The 21,151-nt window shown below is 61.7% G+C and carries 21 protein-coding genes; 10 read left to right on the forward strand and 11 right to left on the reverse strand.

The annotated features are described in order from the left end of the window. Positions 1–5: 5 nt before the first annotated feature. From AC244_RS31780 to nuoG, 9 genes are all read left to right on the forward strand, one after another. Positions 6–1,481, forward strand: a complete 1,476-nt coding sequence (locus AC244_RS31780) for an NADH-quinone oxidoreductase subunit M (RefSeq protein WP_053252821.1) — start codon at positions 6–8, stop codon at positions 1,479–1,481. Continuing rightward, on the forward strand, positions 1,478–2,917 hold the full coding sequence (locus AC244_RS31785) for an NADH-quinone oxidoreductase subunit N (RefSeq protein WP_053252822.1): 1,440 nt from the start codon (positions 1,478–1,480) through the stop codon (positions 2,915–2,917). The genes AC244_RS31780 and AC244_RS31785 overlap by 4 nt, the downstream gene beginning before the upstream one ends. A gap of 154 nt (positions 2,918–3,071) precedes the next feature. Continuing rightward, the gene (locus AC244_RS31790) at positions 3,072–3,437 is read left to right on the forward strand and encodes an NADH-quinone oxidoreductase subunit A (protein WP_053252823.1); all 366 of its coding nucleotides are present in this window, start codon (positions 3,072–3,074) and stop codon (positions 3,435–3,437) included. Next, a complete protein-coding gene (locus AC244_RS31795) occupies positions 3,425–3,928 on the forward strand; it encodes a NuoB/complex I 20 kDa subunit family protein (RefSeq protein WP_025431448.1) in 504 nt (167 codons plus the stop codon). The genes AC244_RS31790 and AC244_RS31795 overlap by 13 nt, the downstream gene beginning before the upstream one ends. Next, a complete protein-coding gene (locus AC244_RS31800; protein WP_053252824.1) occupies positions 3,925–4,461 on the forward strand; it encodes an NADH-quinone oxidoreductase subunit C in 537 nt (178 codons plus the stop codon). The genes AC244_RS31795 and AC244_RS31800 overlap by 4 nt, the downstream gene beginning before the upstream one ends. A gap of 29 nt (positions 4,462–4,490) precedes the next feature. Next, on the forward strand, positions 4,491–5,705 hold the full coding sequence (gene nuoD / locus AC244_RS31805) for an NADH dehydrogenase (quinone) subunit D (protein WP_053252825.1): 1,215 nt from the start codon (positions 4,491–4,493) through the stop codon (positions 5,703–5,705). Positions 5,706–5,722: 17 nt separating this feature from the next. Further along, complete coding sequence (gene nuoE / locus AC244_RS31810) at positions 5,723–6,235, forward strand: NADH-quinone oxidoreductase subunit NuoE (protein ID WP_053252826.1); 513 nt, start codon at positions 5,723–5,725, stop codon at positions 6,233–6,235. A gap of 4 nt (positions 6,236–6,239) precedes the next feature. Beyond that, the gene (nuoF, locus tag AC244_RS31815; protein ID WP_053252827.1) at positions 6,240–7,505 is read left to right on the forward strand and encodes an NADH-quinone oxidoreductase subunit NuoF; all 1,266 of its coding nucleotides are present in this window, start codon (positions 6,240–6,242) and stop codon (positions 7,503–7,505) included. A 30-nt stretch (positions 7,506–7,535) separates the two neighbouring features. Beyond that, on the forward strand, positions 7,536–10,154 hold the full coding sequence (gene nuoG, locus AC244_RS31820) for an NADH-quinone oxidoreductase subunit NuoG (RefSeq protein ID WP_053252828.1): 2,619 nt from the start codon (positions 7,536–7,538) through the stop codon (positions 10,152–10,154). Between the two features lie 22 nt (positions 10,155–10,176). Here the strand turns inward: nuoG and AC244_RS31825 are convergent, their stop codons facing one another. From AC244_RS31825 to AC244_RS31840, 4 genes are all read right to left on the reverse strand, one after another. Beyond that, on the reverse strand, positions 10,177–10,617 hold the full coding sequence (locus tag AC244_RS31825) for a CBS domain-containing protein (RefSeq protein WP_053252829.1): 441 nt from the start codon (positions 10,615–10,617) through the stop codon (positions 10,177–10,179). Positions 10,618–10,662: 45 nt separating this feature from the next. After that, a complete protein-coding gene (locus AC244_RS31830) occupies positions 10,663–11,229 on the reverse strand; it encodes an NADH-quinone oxidoreductase subunit I (RefSeq protein ID WP_053252830.1) in 567 nt (188 codons plus the stop codon). Positions 11,230–11,239: 10 nt separating this feature from the next. Beyond that, positions 11,240–12,241 carry an NADH-quinone oxidoreductase subunit NuoH gene (nuoH, locus tag AC244_RS31835; RefSeq protein ID WP_053252831.1) on the reverse strand — a complete coding sequence of 334 codons (1,002 nt, stop codon included), beginning with the start codon at positions 12,239–12,241 and terminating at the stop codon, positions 11,240–11,242. A 409-nt stretch (positions 12,242–12,650) separates the two neighbouring features. Next, positions 12,651–13,106 (reverse strand): SRPBCC family protein, encoded by a 456-nt coding sequence (locus AC244_RS31840; protein WP_053252832.1) that lies wholly within the window; start codon positions 13,104–13,106, stop codon positions 12,651–12,653. A 153-nt stretch (positions 13,107–13,259) separates the two neighbouring features. Here AC244_RS31840 and AC244_RS31845 point away from each other — a divergent pair, with 153 nt between their 5' ends. Continuing rightward, the gene (locus AC244_RS31845) at positions 13,260–14,318 is read left to right on the forward strand and encodes an adenylate/guanylate cyclase domain-containing protein (protein WP_053252833.1); all 1,059 of its coding nucleotides are present in this window, start codon (positions 13,260–13,262) and stop codon (positions 14,316–14,318) included. 286 nt (positions 14,319–14,604) lie between these two features. Here the strand turns inward: AC244_RS31845 and AC244_RS31850 are convergent, their stop codons facing one another. From AC244_RS31850 to AC244_RS31880, 7 genes are all read right to left on the reverse strand, one after another. Then, positions 14,605–15,309, reverse strand: coding sequence for a GntR family transcriptional regulator (locus tag AC244_RS31850; RefSeq protein WP_053252856.1), 705 nt, complete (start codon positions 15,307–15,309; stop codon positions 14,605–14,607). Positions 15,310–15,384: 75 nt separating this feature from the next. Continuing rightward, complete coding sequence (locus AC244_RS31855) at positions 15,385–16,128, reverse strand: aspartate/glutamate racemase family protein (protein ID WP_053252834.1); 744 nt, start codon at positions 16,126–16,128, stop codon at positions 15,385–15,387. Positions 16,129–16,140: 12 nt separating this feature from the next. Next, the gene (locus AC244_RS31860) at positions 16,141–16,863 is read right to left on the reverse strand and encodes an ABC transporter ATP-binding protein (protein ID WP_053252835.1); all 723 of its coding nucleotides are present in this window, start codon (positions 16,861–16,863) and stop codon (positions 16,141–16,143) included. 3 nt (positions 16,864–16,866) lie between these two features. Continuing rightward, positions 16,867–17,646 carry an ABC transporter ATP-binding protein gene (locus AC244_RS31865; RefSeq protein WP_053252836.1) on the reverse strand — a complete coding sequence of 260 codons (780 nt, stop codon included), beginning with the start codon at positions 17,644–17,646 and terminating at the stop codon, positions 16,867–16,869. A 4-nt stretch (positions 17,647–17,650) separates the two neighbouring features. Continuing rightward, on the reverse strand, positions 17,651–18,631 hold the full coding sequence (locus tag AC244_RS31870; protein WP_053252837.1) for a branched-chain amino acid ABC transporter permease: 981 nt from the start codon (positions 18,629–18,631) through the stop codon (positions 17,651–17,653). 4 nt (positions 18,632–18,635) lie between these two features. After that, positions 18,636–19,502, reverse strand: a complete 867-nt coding sequence (locus tag AC244_RS31875) for a branched-chain amino acid ABC transporter permease (protein WP_053252838.1) — start codon at positions 19,500–19,502, stop codon at positions 18,636–18,638. A gap of 69 nt (positions 19,503–19,571) precedes the next feature. Then, positions 19,572–20,771, reverse strand: a complete 1,200-nt coding sequence (locus AC244_RS31880) for an ABC transporter substrate-binding protein (RefSeq protein WP_053252839.1) — start codon at positions 20,769–20,771, stop codon at positions 19,572–19,574. Between the last annotated feature and the right edge of the window lie 380 nt (positions 20,772–21,151).

The raw sequence follows: 21,151 nt of genomic DNA on the forward strand, positions 1-21,151 counted from the left end.
GTGCGATGGGATTCCCGCTACTCAGTCTCATCGTATTCACGCCCGTCGCCGGGGCAGCGGTTCTGATGTTTTTGCGCCGTGACGATGCGGTGCGATGGACAGCACTGGGTGTCACCATCCTCGACCTCGCTCTCTGCTTAGCCATGCTGGCCAGCTTTGACACCACCACCCATGAGATGCAGTTCATCGAGAAGCGCCCGTGGGTGCCCGCGCTTGGGATCACATATGCTCTCGGCATCGACGGAATAAGTGCGCTCTTCGTGTTCCTGACTGCGCTTTTGGGCTGGATCTGTGTGCTTGCCTCGTGGGCCGCGATCGACCGCAAGGTGAAGGAGTTCATGGTCAGCCTACTGGTCATGCAGGCGTTGATGCTTGGCGTGTTCTGCGCGCTCGACCTGTTCTTGTTCTACGTCTTCTGGGAGGCGATGCTGATCCCGATGTACCTGATCATCGGCGTCTGGGGCGGCGAAGGCCGAGTCTATGCAGCATTCAAGTTCTTCCTCTACACGCTGGCGGGAAGCCTCCTATTCCTAATCGGTATCATCGTGCTCTATTTCCACGGCGGCGAGACCTTCGACATCCTCGCCCTGACAGCGCAGGATTTGCCGTTCCAGGTCCAGTCCTGGCTGTTTTTCGCCTTCCTAATCGCCTTCGCGGTCAAGGTCCCCATGGTCCCGGTCCATACCTGGCTGCCGGATGCCCATGTGCAGGCGCCGACGGCGGGCAGCATCATCCTGGCGGGAGTGCTCCTGAAAATGGGTGCGTACGGATTCCTGCGGTTCTCGCTGCCGATGCTGCCCGAGGCGTCAGTGCACTATTCGACGCTGATGCTGGCACTTTCGGCGCTTGCGATCGTCTATGGCGGGTTGCTTGCGCTGGCGCAGGACGACCTGAAGAAGCTGGTGGCCTATTCGAGCATCAGCCACATGGGCTTCGTGACGTTAGGGATTTTTGCGCTGAACCTGCGCGGGCTTGAGGGCGGCATCCTGCAAATGTTCAATCATGGCGTAACGACGGGCGCGTTGTTCCTGTTCGTCGGTCTGATCTACGAGCGGACACACACTCGCAGCATGGCGGAATATGGCGGGTTGATGAAGGCGGCGCCGGTTTATACCGCGTTTCTTGCGTTGTTCGTCCTGTCGGCGATGGCGCTGCCGGGAACGAATTCGTTCGTGGGCGAGTTGCTCGTGCTGTCGGGAGGCTTTGCGGCCGACCTGGCCGCCGGCGCGACCGCCGTTTTGGGCGCATTGCTAGGCGCGGCCTATCTGCTTGGCATGTATCGGAAAGTCGCGCTTGGTCCGGCCAGTGTCGGCGCCCGGTTCAGCATACGCGATGTGAATGCCCGCGAGATGGCCGCGATCCTGCCCCTGGCCGTCTTCGTGCTTTGGGTCGGGCTCTATCCGAAACCCTTTCTCGACATTATCGATGCCTCCGCGAAGCATCTGCTGATGCAGGTGCACGCTAAGGGGAGCGGCCAATGACCGCCGCCGCGCTCTTCCAGTCGGTGCTAGCGAGCCTGCCCGAGATCGTGGTGATCACTGGGGCCTGCATCCTGCTGATCTTGGGACAGTTTCTGCGGAAGGGGCAGGAACCTTTCCTTGTCTGGGCTTCCGTCGCGGTCGTGCTGATTGCCGCCTTTGTGACACTCATGCTGGCAGGCGAGGTGCAGCGGGCCTACACGGGCATGTTCATCGCTGACCGCTTCGCGGTCTTCTTCAAGTTTGTATTCTACCTAGCCACCGTTCTGACATTCCTGCTTTCGCGGCGATATGCCGAGATCGAAGGGATCGGGAGCAGCGAATACTATGTCCTGCTGCTTCTTGCGCTTTCGGGAATGATGATCATGGCCTCGGCGACCGACCTCCTGTCGGTCTATGTCGGCGTCGAACTGATGGCGATCTGCACCTATGTGCTGACCGGCTTCCTGCGGCGAGAGCAGCGGTCGAACGAAGCGGCGCTGAAATATGTGATCCTTGGCTCGGTCTCGACCGGGATTTTCCTGTACGGCGTTTCGCTGGTCTACGGGCTCACCGGCACCACACAACTGGACGCGATGGCTGCGGTGGTGACCGGCGATCCGCTCGATCCCGGATTGCTGCTGGCTGTGGTCTTCATCGTCGCGGGGTTGGTCTTCAAGGTCGGCGCGGTGCCGTTTCACATGTGGGTACCGGACGTCTATGAAGGCGCGCCGACAACGATCACCGCCTTCATGTCGGTGGGCCCCAAGGCGGCGGGGTTCGCGGTGATCCTGCGGGTGTTCCTCAACCCGCTGTTCGCGACCTCAAACGTTTGGATTATCGTCGCGGTCATTGCGGTGGTGACGATGGCGCTCGGCAGTTTCGTGGCGCTGGTGCAGGATAATTTCAAGCGCCTGCTGGCCTATTCCAGCATCGCCCATGCCGGGTTCGCCATTTTCGGCGTGGTGGCCGGCGGTACCGACGGGATCGCCAGCGTGATGCTCTACCTATTGATCTACTCTTTCATGAATCTCGGCATTTTCGGCATCGTCATCATGATGCGGAACGGCGATTTCTCGGGCGAGATTATCGAAGACTACGCGGGTTTCGCCAAGTCGCGTCCCGGATTGGCGCTTCTGATGCTGCTCTATCTGTTCTCGCTGGCCGGTATTCCGCCGACGGCCGGGTTCTTCGCCAAGTTCTACGTCCTGGTCGCGCTCGTCGAGCGCGGTTTCGTCATGCTGGCGGTGATCGCAGTGCTGCTGAGCGCCGTCGCCGCCTACTTTTACATCCGCATCGTCATGGTGATCTACATGCGGGAGCCGGAGAGGGCGTTCGACCCGGCACTGACGCCCTTGGTCCGCGCCACGCTCGCCTTCACCGCCGTCGGCACCATCGGCATCGGCCTATTCCCGGCGTGGTTTCTGAGGCTTGCCCAGCACTCGGTGTTTGGGGGCTAATCGATTGGATTTGCAATGATCCGCCCGGCAGAATAGACTGGGAGTTCAAGAAAGGACAGCCCAAGTCCCTTCCCTGGGCGACGCATGACCGGTCCGGAATTGGGTCGGTTGCGGCCTGAGGAAAGCCCTCGGCGGGTGAACGGGGCAACGCGATATGGTTGCGATGGAGTTCCTCCCGGTTCTTGTCATGGTCGCCGGAATTGTTCTGGTGGCGGGGGCGACGCTATTTGTCTCTTCGCTGCTGCGTCCGTCCAATCCCTATCCTGAGAAGAACATGCCCTATGAATGCGGCATGGACCCGGCAGGCGAGGCCGCCGGAGGCCGCTTCCGGGTGCAGTTCTTTGTTCTCGCAATCCTGTTGGTCGTCTTCGATGTCGAAACGATGTTCCTCTTTCCCTGGGCCGTCGTGCTGCAAGACATCGGGCTGGTCGGCTATGTCGAGATGTTCGTCTTCATATTGCTGCTTCTTGTGGGCTTCGCCTACGCCTGGCTGAAGGGAGCGCTGGAATGGGAGGCGTAAACAATGCGATCCGCGACAGCGTGCTGTTCACCACCGCCGAGAGCGTCATCAACTGGAGCCGAAAATCAGCGCTGTGGCCCGAGACCTTCGGTATTGCCTGCTGTGCCATCGAGATGATTTCGGCGGGGTGCGCCCGTTACGATCTCGATCGGTTCGGCGTGGTGTTCCGGCCATCACCGCGCCAGTCCGACGTGATGATTATCGCCGGTACCATAACCCGGAAATTCGCGCCCGTTGTACGCCGGCTCTATGATCAGATGCCGGAACCACGCTGGGTTATCGCAATGGGCACCTGCGCTATATCGGGCGGGGTCTACAACACCTACGCCGTGGTGCAGGGGGCGGAGACCTTTGTGCCGGTGGACGTGCATGTTCCCGGCTGCCCGCCACGGCCCGAGGCGCTGATGCATGGCATCCTCCTGCTTCAGGAGAAGATCAAGAAATCCCGAGCGCTGGCCGGGACGCCTCTGGACCGGATCGCGGTGCCATGAGCGTGGAGACACCCCTCAATCTCACCCTGATCACGGAGCACTTCGGCAACGCAATCGACGATCTTGGCTTCGCGCATGGTGTTCACGCCTTCGCCGCTCCGCCTCAGATGATCGTCGAGCTTTGCCGGTTTCTGAAGGAACACCCGGCGCTGCGGTTCAATTTCCTGTCGGACATCTGCGGGGTCGATCATTACCCTGAGGTGCCGCGCTACGAGGCCGTGTACCACCTCTACTCGCTGCCGAACAAATGGCGCGTTCGCATTAAATGCCGCCTCGACGATCCGCCACGGGTCCCATCGGTGACGGGCGTCTGGCGGACCGCCAATTGGCATGAGCGCGAAGCCTGGGACATGTACGGGATAAGGTTCGAGGGCCACCCCGACTTGCGGCGGATCTACATGTGGGAAGGCTTCGAGGGCTTCCCTCAGCGCAAGGACTTTCCGCTTCGCGGCTACAAGGACGAGCTGAACCCGTTTGGCGCCGAAGGCCCGCCGCCGACGCGGCCCGACCTCGCGACCAAGAACATTCCATAAGGGAGGCCGCTCCACGCCGGGAACTTGAGATGACCGAAGTCACGGAACTGAGCAGGCCGGAAGGCGAAGCGCTCGACACCAAGGAGGTGCTCCTTAATCTCGGCCCACAACATCCCAGCACACACGGGGTGCTGCGGCTGGTCCTTGAGCTCGACGGCGAATATGTCGCTCGCGTGGATCCGCATATCGGCTACCTCCACCGCGGCACAGAAAAACTGGCCGAGAGCTTCACCTACACCCAGATTTTTCCGCTGACCGATCGGCTCGATTACGTCTGCCCGCCGTCAAACAACCTGGCTTTCGCGCTCGCGGTGGAGAAGCTCCTGGGCATCAAAGCGCCGATCCGCGCGCAATATATCCGCGTGCTGATGGCCGAACTGGCGCGGATCTCCGGTCATCTCCTGATCACCGGCGCGCTGCCGCTGGATCTGGGCGCAATGACCGCGTTGCTCTACGCCATGCGCGAGCGCGAAATGATCATGGACCTCTTAGAGATGATCAGCGGCGCGCGGATGCACACCTCCTTCTGCCGGGTCGGCGGTGTACGCGAGGATCTGCCCGACGGTTTTTTCCCCAAGATCAGGGAGTTCTGCGACATCTTCCCAAACCGGATCCGCGACTATGAACGGCTGATCGAGAACAACCCGGTGTTCCTGAAGCGCACGCAGGGAATCGGCGTGATCACCGCCGAAGACGGCATTGATTTGGGCCTGAGCGGCCCGAACCTGCGCGCCTCCGGCGTCGACTGGGACATCCGCCGCGACGAGCCCTACGAGATCTACGACCGGCTCGACTTCAACGTCATCACCCGCAACGAGGGCGATTGCTACGCGCGCTGGCAATGCCGGGTCGAGGAGATGCGCGAGAGTGTGCGCATCATCGAACAATGCCTCGAGCAGATGCCCGAGGGGCCGTTCCAGATCGACATGCCGACGATCGCTTTCCCAGTGGACAAGGACAAGGTGCATTGTTCGATGGAGGCACTGATCCAGCACTTTGACCTGTCGGCGTATGGCTTCAAGGTGCCGAAGGGCGAAGTCTATTCGGCGATCGAGGCGCCAAAGGGCGAGCTCGGGTTCTACATCATCAGCGACGGGTCGGAAAAACCGTTCCGCATGAAGGTGCGGGCACCGTCGTTCGTCAACCTGCAGGGCCTGTTCGGGACGAGCAATGCCCACTACCTGGCCGACATGATCGCCGTGCTGGGCAGCCTCGACCCGGTGATGGCCGAGGTCGACAAGTAGCGGGAGATTTGGACGCGATGAACATGCGCGAAAAGATCGAAGTGGCGGCGGCGCGTTATCCGGACCAGCGCTCGGCGATCATGCCCGCGCTTCTGATCGCGCAGAAGGAACATGGCCATCTGCCCGGCCCCGTTCTGGAAGAGGTCGCCGACATCCTCGGCGTCGAGCGGATCTGGGTTTACGAGCTGGCGACGTTCTACACACTCTTCCGCATCGAGCCAGTGGGGGTGTTCCACTTGCAGCTCTGCGACAATGTATCCTGCATGCTGCGTGGATCGGAAGACTTGCTGAGGCATCTGGAGGCGGTGCTGGGGATCAAAAAGGACGGCACGACCCTGGATGGACTGTTCACGCTTTCGACCGTCGAATGCCTCGGCGCTTGCGAGATGGCCCCGGTGATGCAGGTCGGCGACGATTATCATGGCGGCCTCGACATCGCGCGGATCGACGCGCTGTTGGAAAGGCTGCGGGCGATGACGGGGCAGGCGATTGGCGCCGATCCCGCCACCACAACACCGCCGGGAGAGTAGCGCCATGACAGAACCCGTCCTTCTCAGGAACGTGGACATGCCGGATGGCCACCTGCTCGCGACCTACGAGGCCGGCGGCGGCTACCAGGCACTGGCGAAGGCGGTTCACGAGCACACGCCCGACGAGATCATCGATCTTGTCAAGAAATCCAACCTGCGCGGTCGCGGCGGGGCCGGATTCCCAACCGGAATGAAATGGAGCTTCGTGCCGAAGCGCGCCGGCAAGCCGAAATACCTGTGCTGCAACGCCGATGAGGGCGAGCCGGGCACATTCAAGGACCGGATCATCATGGAGCGTGACCCGCACCAGTTGATCGAGGGCATGGCTATCAGTGGCTACGCGATCGGGGCTGAAACCGCCTATGTCTACATCCGCGGGGAATACGCGCTGGCGATCCGGCGGCTCGAGCAGGCGCTCGCCGAGGCCCATGCGAAGGGGTATCTGGGAAAGCGGATTCTCGGCTCGGATTTCAATTTCACCGTGCATATCCATTGCGGCGCCGGTGCCTACATCTGCGGCGAGGAGACAGCGATGCTCGACGCGCTTGAAGGCAAGCGCGCGCAGCCGCGCTTGAAACCGCCGTTTCCGGCGGTCGAAGGGCTCTACGCCAGCCCGACCGTCATCAACAACGTCGAAACATTGGCCTGCGTTCCGCATATCGTGGCGCGGGGGCCAGACTGGTTCCGCGGCATCGGCCCGGACAAAAGCCCCGGTCCGAAGCTCTACTGCCTCAGCGGCCAGGTGCGCAAACCGGGCCTTTACGAGCTGCCGATGGGCATACCACTACGCGAACTGGTCGAGGACCACGCCGGCGGGCCGCTGCCGGGGCGCAAGATCAAGGCCGTGATCCCCGGCGGGGTCTCGGCACCGCTGATCCCGGAACGTGGGCTGGACGTTGGAATGGACTTCGACTCGCTGGCCGCCGCCGGTTCGATGCTCGGTTCGGCCGGGGTAATCGTAATCGACGACTCGACTTGCATGGTCAAGGTCGCCACCCGGATCATCGAATTCTTCCACCATGAGTCCTGCGGCAAGTGCACCCCGTGCCGCGAAGGGCTCAATTGGGTTGTAAAAGTGCTGCGCCGGGTCGAGGCGGGGCAGGGGGGGCCGGGCGATCTGGAACAGCTGGAGGCGCTCTGCAAGGGCATTTTCGGCAACACGTTCTGCGCTCTGGGCGATGGTGCAGCCATGGGGCTGCGGGCGGCACTCACGCATTTCGAGCATGAATTCGTCGCCCATATCGAGGAGCGGCGGTGCCCGTTTCACTGAGGAGCGCAAGGAGAAGGCCACAGGAAAGCAATGGTTAGCATCACGATAAACGAACAAACGCTGGAAGTGGAGGCGGGCTCTACCGTGCTGCAGGCTGCCGAGCGTTTGGGGATCGACATCCCGACCTTCTGCTATCTGAAGCGGCTGCCGGCGCTGGCCTCCTGCCGCATGTGCCTGGTGGAGATCGAGGGCCAGCGGCGACTGCAGCCCGCATGCGCGACCGCGGTCATTGACGGCATGGTGGTGCGGGCGAGCACGCCGCTGATCGAGGAAACACGCTCTTCCATGCTCGACATGCTGCTCGCCAACCATCCCCTCGACTGCCCGATCTGCGACAAGGGCGGCGAGTGCGAGCTGCAGGACCTGGTGATGGCGTACGGGCCCCGCGAAAGCCGGTTCCGTGATGCCAAACGTGTGTTCCACTCCAAGGACATCCGCCTCAGCCCGGTCATCATCATGAATGTCAACCGCTGTATCCAGTGCCAGCGCTGCGTCCGGATGTGCGAGGAAGTGGTCGGCGCTGTCGCCTTGGGCACTGTCGAAAAAGGCATGGATACCGCCGTGACCGGCTTTGAAGGCAGTCTCGCGAGTTGCGACCAATGCGGTAATTGCGTCGAGGTCTGTCCGGTCGGCGCGCTGATGAGCTTTCCTTATCGCTACAAGGCGCGGCCGTGGGATCTGGCCGAGACCGACACAGTCTGCCCGCATTGCGGCACTGGCTGCCAGCTGACCGTCGGCACGCGCAAAGGCGAGTTCATGCGGGTCCGTTCGAAACAGGAGCATGGGGTCAACCGGGAAACGCTCTGCGTGCGGGGACGCTTCGGCCTCGATTTCGTCGGGAGCCGGGACCGGATCAAACGGCCGATGGTCCGTCGTGATGGCGCCCTCGTTCCGGTTTCCTGGGAAGAAGCGGCGGACTATCTGCGGCGGCGGCTCTCGGCCGTCGAAGGAAAGGTTGCGGGCGGGCTGGCCTCGCCGCGCCTTCCCAACGAGGTTCTTTATCAGTTCCAGAAAGTGATGCGGACGGTGTTCCGCACCAACAACATAGACTGCGCGTCTCGCTGGTCCACACCTTTCGATGCGCTCGGCCCATTGGTGGCGAGCTTCTACACGCGCGCGCCGCTGGAAGACGTGATCGGCAACGACTGCGTGCTGGTCGTCGGTGGCAACGTGACCGAGGAAAACCCGGTCACCGAATATCTGCTGCGGGACTGCGCGCGGCGACGGCAGACCGGCTTGCTCATGCTCTCGGCGCGGCCATCCCGTCTGGACGCCGATGCCCGGACGGTCGTTCGCGTTCCGCCGGGTGGTGAGGCGGCGGGCCTTGCCGCAGTGGTCGCCTGTCTCGTTGCGCCGGCCAGTCAGGCCTTGCCGGGCGATGTTCCAGTGGATATCGGCACGCCAACCGGCAAGCTGGGAGCAACCGATGGTGACGGGCCGGACCGCGTAGCCGCTGCGCTCTTGGACAGCGGGAGCGTCACCGTTCTTGTCAGCGTCGATCTCCTGAGGTTGCCACTGGCCCGCGCGGCATTACAGCAGATCAACAAGCTGCTGCGGATTCTTCGTGCCCTCGGCAAGGATCTGGCGATGCAATTCCTCTTTGATCGTGCCAACCAGCTGGGCGCCTGGGACATGGGGGTTCTACCGACGGCGCTGCCGGGACTGCGTGCCGTCGCCGATGATGCTGCGCGCGCAACTTTCGAAAGGGCCTGGGGCGCCGGGATCCCGTCTGAACCGGGCGCAGACTTCGAGACCATGCTGGAGCTCTGCGACGGCGGGCGGATGGGGGCGCTCTATATCGTTGGAAGCGACCCTCTGATGAGCTATCCCGATCGAAAACTCGTGACGCGGGCGCTTGGCGCCGTCGATCTCCTGATCGTGCAGGACGCATTCCTCACGGATACGGTGGGGCTTGCCGATGTGGTGCTGCCCGCAGCCAGTTACGGCGAAGAATCCGGCACCTTCACCAACAATGAGGGCCGGACCCAGAAAGTCTGCAAGTTCCGCGAAGCCGTCTTCGAGGCACGGGGCAATCTGGCGATCCTCGACTTCGTCGCGGCGCTTCGAAACCAGCAGTTGCGGTCGTCAACGCAAGGCGAAATCTTCGACGAGATGACCCAATTGGTTCCGGCCTATCAGGGGCTGACGCTGGACGGGCTTGGTACTGACGGAGCATTTACCAGATCGGTCCCGACACCACCGGCTGATGAGTTTCTCGCGTCGCCGCCTGCCGTTCCGAATGCCGGCGACCGGCTCATGCTGATCACCGGCAACTGCCTGTTCCACAACGGATATCTTTCCGAACGCTCCGCGATCCTGAATACGGTTGCGGCCGACCCATATGTCGAGATGAGCGCGCGCGATGCCGCGCAGCTTGGTCTTTCGGATCGCGATCACGTGGTCGTGCGATCCACCCAGGGTGAACTGAGAGCGCAGCTCAAGGTCAACAGGCACTTTCCCAGGGGGCTCGTGTTCGTGCCGGAAAACTACAGAGACCTGCGTCTCAACAGCCTGATGCGGCAGGGCGAATACCCTTGTCCGGTGGAGGTTGAAAAGGTGCACGCTGCCTTCGATGCGGCTGCGGGAGCCGCGGCGGCACCTGAAAATCCCGGCCGAGGCATTGCCGAGCTTCCGGGCAGTCCACCCTAATTGACGCTGCCGGTTTGTGCCCTCAGTGATAGGCGGTCCCGGCGATGTATTCGTGCATCGCCTGTTCGTTGCGCAGCGCCTCTTCGAGGCGATGCTTGACCACGTCGCCGATGCTCACCACGCCGACAGGAGCGCCGCCATCCATGACCAGCACATGGCGTGTGCGCCAATTGGTCATGATTGCCATCACAAAGGGCAGAAAATCCTCTGTCGAGCACGTCGCCACATTGCGGTTCATGATGTCTGCGACCCGCATAGTGGGCGCGTCGAGTCCGTATTCGGCCACCGCATTGCAGCAGTCCCGCTCTGACAGCGTGCCCAGGCATTCCCCGGGCGAACGGCTGACAACCACGAAGCCGATGTTGTTCTCCCGAAACAGCCGCAGGACTTCTACCATCGTCTGATCCGGCGTAACCGAGATGAGTTCGGGAGACTTGGTTTTCAAGATTTGGCAGACATGCATCTGAGCCTCCTGTCGACGCGTTCCGGCTTGACGGTGGACGCGCGCTCACGTTTGCCGGATATTTCGCCACCAGTTGTACCCCTGCAGCTCGCTCGCCTCGACCAGAACGTCCTTTTCGGTGCTCAGGCGCGCCGCGACTACAGCGCCGCCGGTCGCAGCCTTGCCCGGCTTGCCGAGCAGGTCGTCGCGCCCGATGATCAGATCACGCGAGGAAAAACTCGAGAACTCATACTGCTGGCCAAGCGCGATCGCATCCGCCGGGCAAGCATCCTCGCACAGCCCGCAGAACAGGCACCGGGCCGTGTCGATTTCAAATTTTGCCGGGCGACGGTTGCCCTTCTCGTCCTCGTAGGGGATGACTTCGATGCAGTCGCAGGGACAGATCCGCGCGCAGAGTTCGCAGGCCACGCATTTGATCTCGCCCTCCTCGTCGCGCTTTAAGAAGTGGTGCCCGCGGTAACGCGGATAAGGCAACCATTTTTCCTTGTCCGGATATTGCATGGTCACGGATCTGGAGAACATGTAGCCGAACGTCAGAGCCAAAGCTTTCCCCAGATCGGCGAAGAACGCCCAACCGATCCATGTTCCAACTCTGTCTCCTGCGTGCGACATCGCCGCCCCGCTACGGAGCCGCTGTGGCCCCTAAAAGAACACCTGTAATAATTATGTTCGCCATCGACAGAGGAAGCAAGACTTTCCATCCGATCGCCATCAGCTGGTCGTAGCGATAGCGGGGGAAAGTGAAGCGGAACCATATGAATACATAGATGAAGAACGCGACCTTGAGCGCAAACCAGAGAAGCGGCGGCAAGGGAAGCAGCACGCCGTTCCAGCCGCCGAAGAACAGGATCACCACCAGGACCGACACCAGCAGCATAATGGCATATTCGCTGACCATGAAGAACGCAAAGCGGATACCGCTGTACTCGGTGTGGAACCCTGCCCCCAGATCGCCTTCCGCTTCCGCCAGGTCAAAGGGAATGCGTTGCGCTTCGGCCAATCCCGCGACGAAGAACACGAAGAAGCCGACCGGTTGGTAAACGATGTTCCAGACATCGGCTTGCGCCCGCACGATCTCGAGCAGGCTCATGGACTGCGCCAGCATGACCACGCCGATGACCGCGAACCCCATCGGGATCTCGTAACTGATCATCTGCGCGCAGGTTCTGAGGCTGCCCAGGACTGCGTATTTGCTGTTGGCGGCCCAGCCGCCGAAGATGACGCCATAGACCTCGATCCCGATCACCGCGAAGACGAAAAGGAGCGCCACATTCATGTTGGAGACGTAGAGCGTAATTTCGGCGCCGAGGACCGAGACGGTTTCGCCGAAGGGGACCGCGACAAACACCACGAAGGGTGGGGCAAGCGCCAGGATCGGCGCCAGTTTGAAGAGGAAGCGATCGGCGTCGGCCGGGATATGGTCCTCTTTGGTTAACAGCTTGATCCCGTCCGCTACCGGCTGCAGCAGCCCGTGCCAACCCACACGCATTGGCCCCATACGCTGCTGGATGTGGCCGGCGATCTTGCGTTCCAGCCAGGTCAGCGGCAAGGGCAGCAGTAGCAGGATCGCAATCAGAAACGCGACCTTGAAGACGATCAGGCCAAGAGCGACGATAAGTTCCATGATCAGCGGCTACTTATTCATCGGGTTGAAACGACGCCCGGACTTTGGCTCCGGCTATACGTCGAACACTACGCTTATCTTCACGGTACAGCGACGATGCGTCACTTGCAAAGCGGAAATCATTTCCATCCCTGTTGGCGCTTAGTGCAAACGACTTCAACCAACACAAACGTCGGCAGACCATCGATCCGATCCCAGATTGAACGGCTCGAACATTTCACATTCGGGTACAGTGGCGAGACACAAGTCATCCCGCGGCAACTCGCGATTTTTGCCCAGACGTTGATGCATCCGCCGAATGACAGACACACTGCCGTCTCATGTCAGGCGGCTGTTCATACCCAACCGCACCAATTGAGAACGGCGCCAGCGCGGCCGAGAGGTGCAGGTGCAGCGGCAACGGCCGCAGTCATTCCCTGCCGGTGCGGCCGTGCCAGGGGTCTGGCCCCGGATCACGCCCGGCGGCCACCTCGGCCAACCGGCCGAGGTAATGGGCCCAGCCTTCCGCATGACCGGCGCACTGCTCGGCATTGGGCAGGCCAGTATGGGTCAGGCGGAGCAGCGTTCCGTCCGGTTGTTCGACGAGGTCGATCTCAACAAGGCTTGATGCCGGCGGTACCACTTCGCTGTCGTCCCAGCCGAAGCTGTATACCAGGCGGTGCACCGGCACCACCTCGCGGAAGGAGCCGCGGGCGAAGCGGGCACCGGTTACATTGACGAGATAGAGCCCACCGCGCTGCGGCTCGATCTGCGCCTCCGTTCCCATCCAGCGCAGGATCTTCTCAGGATCGGTCAAGAGGGCGAATACCGCGGCGGGGGGCGCCGGGGTGAGCGCTTCGCGGCGCACGATGAGGGCGTCTTGCATCGGCTTCCCCCTTTGTTGCGATGGCCTGCCCCGACTTCGGCACAGGATGGACGGACATCGGGTCAGGTCCTTTTACGATGATAGACCTAGGGGGCTACCTGCGCTACCACACGCGTGGATGACAGGTTAGGGGACCTGACGGTATGATCGTGCATGGATCTGCCCACACATCTCGCCTGGCTGGTGGACGAGGCCAGCGCCTCGCGTGGCCCCGACCGGTTCCTTTCCGACCTCGGTGGCCGGCTGCTGGCCGACGGCTTTCCGTTGGTCGGTGGTGCCCTGACACTGGCGGTGCCGCATCCGATCGTCGCCCGCCGCACCTGGCTTTGGCAAGCGGAGACCGGAGAAGTGATTGAGGCGCTGGGCTTTGCCGCCGGCCCGCCCAACCAGGCTGGCGGCGGCTGGCTGAGCACACTTGGTCCGGTGCAGGAGGATAAGGTCGGCCAAGCACCGGACAGGCCGGTGCTGGGTTGGGCCGGCGCGCGGTCATTCGGTCCTGCCGAGATCGGCCGACTGCAGCAGGCGGCGCGCTTCGCTGCCGCGCCCTTGGCTGCCTTGGCTGAGCGGGCTGCACTGGCGACGCTGCTCGAGGCCTATCTCGGGCGACGTAGTGCCGCCCGGGTGCAGGCAGGCGCGCTGCGCCGCGGCACCGGCGAGACCATCCGCGCTGTGCTGCTTTGTGCCGATCTGCGGAACTTCACAGCGCTGTCCGAGGTGACGGAGCCTTCGGCGATGATCGCTGTCCTCGACGCCTGGTTCGACCGCGTTGCCGGTGCGATACACGCCTTCGGAGGCGAGGTGCTGAAGTTCATTGGCGATGGCGTGCTGGCGATCTTCCCCGTTGCCAGCTCACCGGCCGACGCCTGCGAGGCGGCGTTGCGCGCGATCGTCGCTGCCCGTGCGGGCATGGCCCATCTCGATGCTGTGCGGCAGGCGCAGGGACTGCCGCCGCTGCCCTTCGGTGCGGCGCTGCATCTCGGAGAAATACTGTGGGGCAATATCGGAGCGGCCGACCGGCTGGACTTCACCGCCATCGGTCCTGCGGTCAACTTGGTCAGCCGACTTGAGGGGCTGTGCCGGCCGCTTGGCCGGTCGGTGCTGATCTCGGGCGCGGTCGCCGCCGAGACCATCATGCCGTTGGTGCCGCTGGGCGAACACACGCTGCGCGGCATTGCAGCGCCCTGCGCAGTCTTCACCTTGCCGGATGCTTGAGCTGTTCGTGGCCGAAGCAGATCGTCGGCAGGATTGCCCCGGTGGACCCAACGCTAACCCAAGTCAACGTCGGGCGCTTTCGCAGCTATTCAAAGTGCTACGGCGACCTTTGCACGTCTGATAAGAAGCGCGGCGCTGTAAGAGACCCATGTGCGGGCAGTGCGTCGCCAAAGGAACCGTCACACCGGCCTTGTCCGCAAGGCGGAAGCGGCCATCCATGAAGCGAAGACATCTTCCGCTCGCCGCTTTGATGTTTTGCCAGCCCAGTGGCCGTCCAGCGGCAAAATCAGCGTAGCATCTCTGCGAGGCTCTCCGGCTTGCCTGCCGGCCGAGCGAGCTCCAGGCCCGACAGGAGGTCAAGCAGATGTTCCTTCATCAGGTCGGCAGCCTTAGCGGACTCGCCTGCCTCGATGGCGTCGACGAGTGCATGATGCGCGTGGCTTTCGCAGGTTGTGTCGCGCCGCTTCCAGTAAAGAGCAATAATTAGCGAGGAGTGGGAGACGAGATCACGGACGAAGCCGGTCAGAACGCAGTGGCCGGCAATTTCCGCGATACCCACATGAAATCGCGCCGATAACATGATCGCGTCGCTGTCGCGGCCGGCATGCAGCGCCTCATGCTCCTTGTCGAGATGGCGGCGCAGCAGCAATATGTCCTCCGGTTTAGCCACTTCTGCGGCAAGTGCGGCGACTTTGGGTTCGATCAATGCGCGCGCTTCGAAAACCTCGCGCGCCTCTCTGGTTGACGGCTGAGCGACAAAGGCACCGCGATTAGGTTCCAGTCGTACGAGACGGTCGTGGGCCAGCGCCTGAAGGGCGGCCCGGATGACCGTGCGGCTGACCGAATAGATCGATGCAAGCTCGTCTTCCGGCAGCTTCGTGCCCGGAGCGAGCCGATGTGCGACGATTGCGTCCCGCAGCCCGTGATAGATCGGCGACCAACGCGTGGCCGGCATCCGACTATGGATTTCCGGATCAAGTATCGGCGACATATTCATCGTTTCTGGCGGGCTCGCCTTTTGTCTCGCTCGCCGACGGACAACGTCCTTGGGCATCCCGATGCATCCTTATTGAAGCTTGCTCAACCCCGGCGACAATGGCGCGTAGTGACCGGCAAATTGCTTAACGAGTGGCGTGGCATAACCGCCGACCTTCGAGGTTCTCAGACCCAAAGCGCAGATGGTTTCGGCAAGCTTGACCGCACAGGCCACACCGTCAAGCACCGGCACCCCATATTCGCTCGAAAGCTGGTGGGCCAAATCGGCCATCCCGGCACAACCGAGTACGATCGCCTCTGCTTTGTCTTCGGCGATCGCACGGGCAATTTCAACCGAGATCTTTTGACGGGCTTCAGAACCCGGCTCTTCGAGGTCAAGTACGGCGACATCCGACGCCCTCACCTTGGCGCAGCGAGAGGACAGGCCGTATTTCGATAGATTGTGCTCGATCGCCGGCACTGAGCGCGCGAGCGTGGTGACGACGCTGAACTTACCGGCAATCAACGTTGCAAGGTGAAACGCCGCTTCGCCTATTCCAATCACCGGTGCGCTTGTAGCGCAGCGCGCCGCATCGAGACCCGTATCGTCGAAACATGCGATCACGTAGGCGTCCATATCGCCTGCCTTAAACATTTCGGCGAGAATGCCAGGCACCACGAAGGCCTCATCGAAGTAGCCCTCGATGCTTGGTGGGCCGTCCTCGGGATTGACTGCGATGATCCTGGTTCTGGCCGACGCCGCGATCTTTGCTGCCTTGCCGATCTTGCCGGTCATCGAGGCCGTCGTGTTGGGATTTATGACAAGGATGCGCATGTCTGGTCCTACCTACACTTCGCCGCCGAGATAGAGATGCCTGACACGGTCGTCATTCAGCAACTCGACCGAATTTCCGCTGAGCGCCACCTTGCCGGTCGTCAACGCGTAGGCACGCTGGGAGATCCGCAGCGCCATGCGCGAGTTCTGTTCGACAAGCAGCACGCTGACCTTTTCGTCGCGATTGATCGCCACGATTGACCGCGCGATGTCCTGGACCAGCTTCGGCGCGACGCCGAGCGACGGTTCGTCGAGCAGCAGCAAACGGGGGCGTGCCATCAGCGCTCGGCCGATCACCAGCATCTGCTGCTCGCCGCCGCTCATCGTCCCCGCCTGCTGCGAGTAACGCTCCTTGAGCCGCGGGAAGCGCGTCAACACCATATCCATACTTTGCTGTATCTCGGCCTTGTCGGAGCGCGTGAAGGCACCCATCAGAAGGTTGTCGCGCACCGTCATGAAAGGGAAGACACGACGCGCTTCCGGCACCATGGAGATGCCCATGCGGACGATCTCATCCGGCGCGATGCCGTCAATACGGTTGCCGCGATAGCGGATCTCACCCTTACGGATCTTTCTAAGCCCGGTGATGGCACGCAGGATCGACGACTTGCCCGCCCCATTGGCGCCGATCAGCGCGACGGTCTCACCTTCCTTAACCTCGATCGACACGCCTTTCAGGGCATAGACGTGGTCGTAATAGAGCTCGACGTCATCGAATTTGAGAAGCGGTTCCATGGCCTACAATCCGATCGATTCGTCTTCGGCACCGAGATAGGCTTCGATGACCTTTGGGTTCTGCTGGATTTCCGCCGGGGTACCCTCGGCGATCTTCTGACCGAAGTTGAGCACGACGATGCGGTCGGAAATGTTCATGACGGCCGGCATATCGTGTTCAACCAGAAGCACGGTAATGCCGCGTTCGCGCAGCTTGCGCACGATTTCGACCGCGCGCCTGGTCTCGTCGTGGTTCATACCGGCGAAGGGCTCATCGAGCAGGATGACGGAAGGATCTGTGGCAAGCGCGATGGCGATGCCGAGCGCCCGCAGATGCCCGTGGGGCAGGTTGCTGGCGATCTCGGCCTGCATCGCCTCCAGTCCAAGGAAGGCGAGAATCTCGTCGGCGGATCTGCCGAAGGCGTCCAGATCGCTGCGCGCCGAGGCACTGCCGAAGTAAAAGCCGACGAGGCTGGCGCGGGACCGCAGATGGTGAGCCGTCACGACGTTGTCGCGCACGGTCATGTCCTTGAAGATTGTGGTCTCCTGGAATGTCCGCACCACACCCTTTCGAGCGGTGATGTGCGGCGACAGCCCGGAGATCCGCTCGCCCTTGAACTTCACTTCTCCTTCGGTCGGCCGCAGGAAGGAGGCGATCAGCTTGAACAGGGTCGACTTGCCGGCGCCGTTCGGCCCGATGACTGAAAGGATCTCGCGCTCGCGCACCGAAAAGGAGACGTCGTTGACCGCGACGAGCCCGCCGAAACGTTTGGTAAGGCCGATGACTTCGAGAATGTCGGTCATGGTGCTAGCCGCTCCTCTTGCCGGGCAGAGCTAGGCTCAGCAGGCCGTTGGGTAGGACCAGAATCAGCACGATCAGCACTGTCGAGAAGATCAGGAGCTGGAATTCTCCCGCCTGGAACAGCACGTCCCAGCCGAAATAGAGAACAAAGGTTCCAAGCATCGGTCCGAGCACATAACCAAGCCCGCCGAGGAAGCAATTGAGCATGAAATTGACCGAGTCGGCGACCGTGAAGCTCGACGGATAAATCGACTGGGAGATCGATGCGAACATCGCCCCGCCGACGCCGCCGAGGAAAGACGAGAGCGCATAGGCGACCACGCGGAGGTAGGCGATATTGACGCCGATCGACGAGGCGAGCTCCTCGTTCTGCTGCAGCGATTGACAGAGCTGGCCGATGCGCGAATGGGCGAGCCGATAGAGACCGAGGAAGCAAAGCGCCATCAACAATACAGCGACGATGTAAAAGGCAAGCCGGGGATTGGCGAGGCTCGCGAAATCCGGAACGAGGGTGATGCCGAAAAGGCTTATGCCGGCCGGCAGGGGGATGCTGACGATGCCTTTGGCGCCGTTGGTGATCGGCATGGCAAGCGCAAGCAGGCGCGCGACTTCCGTCAGCACCAGCGACACCATGGCAAAATAAACGCCGCGCAGGCGCAGAATCGGCAGACCGATGAGAACGCTGGCAACAGCGCAGAACAGGCCCGCCAGAGGCAGGGTCAGCCAGAACGACACACCATAATTCGTCACCAGGATGGCGGAGACATAGCCGCCCATCAGCGCGTAGGCGCCCTGGCCGATATTGATGCGACCGATATAGAAGGTGATCCACACGCCTGCGCTGATGATGCTGAGAAGGGCGACCGAGGTCAGCGTGTAATAGAGGTCGCTGCGGCCGGTGATGCTGATCAGCAGCGGGACAGCCACAAGCAGCGCCAACAAGAACAGGGCGGCGGAGACGATCCTGACGGTCGACGATTTACGCATGATATCAGCCCCACGGTTTGCCCATCAGCCCGTGCGGGCGGATGCTCAGGAAGGCCATGAGCAGCGCGAAGATGACGAGATAGGTGACGTCGCCATATTCGCGCAGCACGGTGAGGCCGACCGATTCCATCATCCCGAGGATGAAACCACCGGCAATTGCGCCGCCAACCACGCCGGCGCCGCCGATCATCACCATCAGAAACGCCTTGATCGAAATCGGTCCGCCGATGCCGGAGTTGACGCCGGTGATGCTGACCAGCAAACCGCCGACGACACCGGCGAGCATTGCCCCGAGTGCGAAGCCGATCATGGAATAGCGCTCGACCTTGACACCCATCAGCTGCGCGGCAATGCGGTCTTGCGCCAGCGCCCGCATGGCGCGGCCCGGTTTGCTGTATTGCATATAGAGCATGAAGGCGGCGATCATCAGTATCGCGATCAGGCCGACGACGATGCGATCGTAAGGCAAGATCACACTGTCGGAGATGAAAACGCCGCTGACGATCTTCGGCACGCCGCGCTGTTTCTCGCCGAATAGCAGCAATATGAGGGCATCGAGGAAAAATGCGGTGGCAGCGGCGAGCAGCATCGTGCTTTCCTCGCGCTTGCTGCGTCGGATCACCGGCCGGAAAAGGAATTTCTCCATCAGCGCGCCGACGATCGCCAGCGATACCCCCGAACAGATCAGCGCAACCAGGAAGGGCAGCTTGAGCTGACCGTAGATCGAGTATGTCACGAAGCCACCCAGCACGTACATCTGCCCGTGCGCGAAGTTGAGAACGTTCATGAGCGCGAAGATCAGTGTCAGCCCGAGCGCGATCAGCGCATATTGGGCACCCAGATACAGTCCGTTGGCAATGACCTGTTCCATGGCGGAAAATCCGATCGCCGGGGAGGTTCGGGACCGGTCCCGAACCTCGATTGACTTAATCAGGCAACGTCAGTCCACTTCGCCGACGAACAACGTCTCGAACTTGCCGTCCTTGAACTCGGTCACCACCATCGGCACGGAGACCTGGCGCTTCTGGCCGAACGAGGTCGTGCCGACATATTTCAGCATGCCGTCCTTGGCGTAGGGATTGGGCGCGGAGAAGCTGTCGATGGTCTTCTTGAACTCGGCCACGTCGTCTATCGCCTTGGGGTTCGCCTTGAGCGTTTCGATGATGTATTCGAGCGCGTAGACCTTGGTGTTGGACTCATCATTATATTCGCCGAACTTCTTGGTGTAGCGTTCGATGAACTCCTCCATCAGTGGCGTACGGATCTCCGGGGTCGAAGCGCCGCCGACGGAGATGAAGCCGTTGGCGAGTTCACCAGCGCCTTCCTGCAGCACGGTCGCGTCCTGCGCCGTTTCTGCCGAGATCAAGCCCTCATAGCCGAGTTCGCGTGCCGCGCGGATCAACAGCGGCGCATTGGCGGGGGCCACACCGGACAGGACGAGCAGATCCGGTTTCAGTTGGACGATCGGCGTCAGCACCGGTGTAAAGTCGCGTGTGTCGTTCTGGTAGGTATCGGTCTCGGCGACCACTTCCAGCCCGAGTTCCTTGGCTGCAGCGACGCCGCTGTCACGCTGGCTGATCGGGTCGGATTCGTTGGCGGCGATGAAAGCCACCTTCTTCACACTCTTGTTTTCCTTCAGATATTTGTAGATTGCCGGTCCGGACTGATAATTGGCGACCATGCCGAGGACCGCATTCGAGGCCGGTGCGACATAAAGCGATTTCGGGAAGGCGTAGGGGAAATAGATGATCCCCTTGGATTCCGCCACAGGACGAACGGCCGCCGCGCCGTCATCGACATTCGGTCCGACGACATAATGGATGCCTTCCTGTGCCATCTTCTCCATGCCGGCGATGGCCCGCTTGGGATCCTTCTGGTCGTCGAAGGTCACGATAGTGATGTTGTAGGTGTCGTCGCCGATCTTCACGCCGCCGGCCTCGTTGAGCCAATCTGCGCGCGTCTGCATCGAGCGGACGTTGGATGTACCCCAGGCCGCGGCGGGACCGCTGGTCACGCCGACGAAGCCAATCTTGAGTTCCTTGTTCTCGGCTTGTGCGGGAAAGGTGCTTGCGACTGCAATTGCCAGGATCGAAACGGCGCCGAGCGCCAACGATTTCAATGTCGAGCGTCTGTTGATCATCTCACTCCCCATTTTTGGCATCCGGCACGAAATGGCGCGGCGGATCACAATAAGGAAACGCTAAAATAGTTTATTGTCAACATAATACGCAAGCATTGTATACGATGTGTGCGTGATGGACGGGCGTCGGCCGAGATGCCATCGGGCATGTGCTCGCGCGCTGCCCTGAGACGCACGCAGCACGTGTCCCATCCACAAAGCCGTAGGCTGGCTCTTCAAGAGCCTTCAGAGGTCGAGTGCCGCGCCGCTCCGTAAATCGCATTGTGCGATATGTCATGATCTGAGCGAGATGCCGCGAAATTGGTGTATGCAAAGCGGCCGTCCCGTCCGATAGGGGCCGCAATTGCAAGGTTTGCGGCTCGTTCCGCGCAAGGCAGCTG

Source organism: Ensifer adhaerens (assembly GCF_001270265.1).
GTDB lineage: Bacteria > Pseudomonadota > Alphaproteobacteria > Rhizobiales > Rhizobiaceae > Ensifer > Ensifer adhaerens_B.

Coding starts and splice junctions, on each gene's coding strand:
- AC244_RS31780 (WP_053252821.1), top strand. CDS start 6: ATGGGATTCCCGCTACTCAGTCTCATCGTATTCACGCCCGTCGCCGGG.
- AC244_RS31785 (WP_053252822.1), top strand. CDS start 1,478: ATGACCGCCGCCGCGCTCTTCCAGTCGGTGCTAGCGAGCCTGCCCGAG.
- AC244_RS31790 (WP_053252823.1), top strand. CDS start 3,072: ATGGTTGCGATGGAGTTCCTCCCGGTTCTTGTCATGGTCGCCGGAATT.
- AC244_RS31795 (WP_025431448.1), top strand. CDS start 3,425: ATGGGAGGCGTAAACAATGCGATCCGCGACAGCGTGCTGTTCACCACC.
- AC244_RS31800 (WP_053252824.1), top strand. CDS start 3,925: ATGAGCGTGGAGACACCCCTCAATCTCACCCTGATCACGGAGCACTTC.
- nuoD (WP_053252825.1), top strand. CDS start 4,491: ATGACCGAAGTCACGGAACTGAGCAGGCCGGAAGGCGAAGCGCTCGAC.
- nuoE (WP_053252826.1), top strand. CDS start 5,723: ATGAACATGCGCGAAAAGATCGAAGTGGCGGCGGCGCGTTATCCGGAC.
- nuoF (WP_053252827.1), top strand. CDS start 6,240: ATGACAGAACCCGTCCTTCTCAGGAACGTGGACATGCCGGATGGCCAC.
- nuoG (WP_053252828.1), top strand. CDS start 7,536: ATGGTTAGCATCACGATAAACGAACAAACGCTGGAAGTGGAGGCGGGC.
- AC244_RS31825 (WP_053252829.1), bottom strand. CDS start 10,617: ATGCATGTCTGCCAAATCTTGAAAACCAAGTCTCCCGAACTCATCTCG.
- AC244_RS31830 (WP_053252830.1), bottom strand. CDS start 11,229: ATGTCGCACGCAGGAGACAGAGTTGGAACATGGATCGGTTGGGCGTTC.
- nuoH (WP_053252831.1), bottom strand. CDS start 12,241: ATGGAACTTATCGTCGCTCTTGGCCTGATCGTCTTCAAGGTCGCGTTT.
- AC244_RS31840 (WP_053252832.1), bottom strand. CDS start 13,106: ATGCAAGACGCCCTCATCGTGCGCCGCGAAGCGCTCACCCCGGCGCCC.
- AC244_RS31845 (WP_053252833.1), top strand. CDS start 13,260: ATGGATCTGCCCACACATCTCGCCTGGCTGGTGGACGAGGCCAGCGCC.
- AC244_RS31850 (WP_053252856.1), bottom strand. CDS start 15,309: ATGTCGCCGATACTTGATCCGGAAATCCATAGTCGGATGCCGGCCACG.
- AC244_RS31855 (WP_053252834.1), bottom strand. CDS start 16,128: ATGCGCATCCTTGTCATAAATCCCAACACGACGGCCTCGATGACCGGC.
- AC244_RS31860 (WP_053252835.1), bottom strand. CDS start 16,863: ATGGAACCGCTTCTCAAATTCGATGACGTCGAGCTCTATTACGACCAC.
- AC244_RS31865 (WP_053252836.1), bottom strand. CDS start 17,646: ATGACCGACATTCTCGAAGTCATCGGCCTTACCAAACGTTTCGGCGGG.
- AC244_RS31870 (WP_053252837.1), bottom strand. CDS start 18,631: ATGCGTAAATCGTCGACCGTCAGGATCGTCTCCGCCGCCCTGTTCTTG.
- AC244_RS31875 (WP_053252838.1), bottom strand. CDS start 19,502: ATGGAACAGGTCATTGCCAACGGACTGTATCTGGGTGCCCAATATGCG.
- AC244_RS31880 (WP_053252839.1), bottom strand. CDS start 20,771: ATGATCAACAGACGCTCGACATTGAAATCGTTGGCGCTCGGCGCCGTT.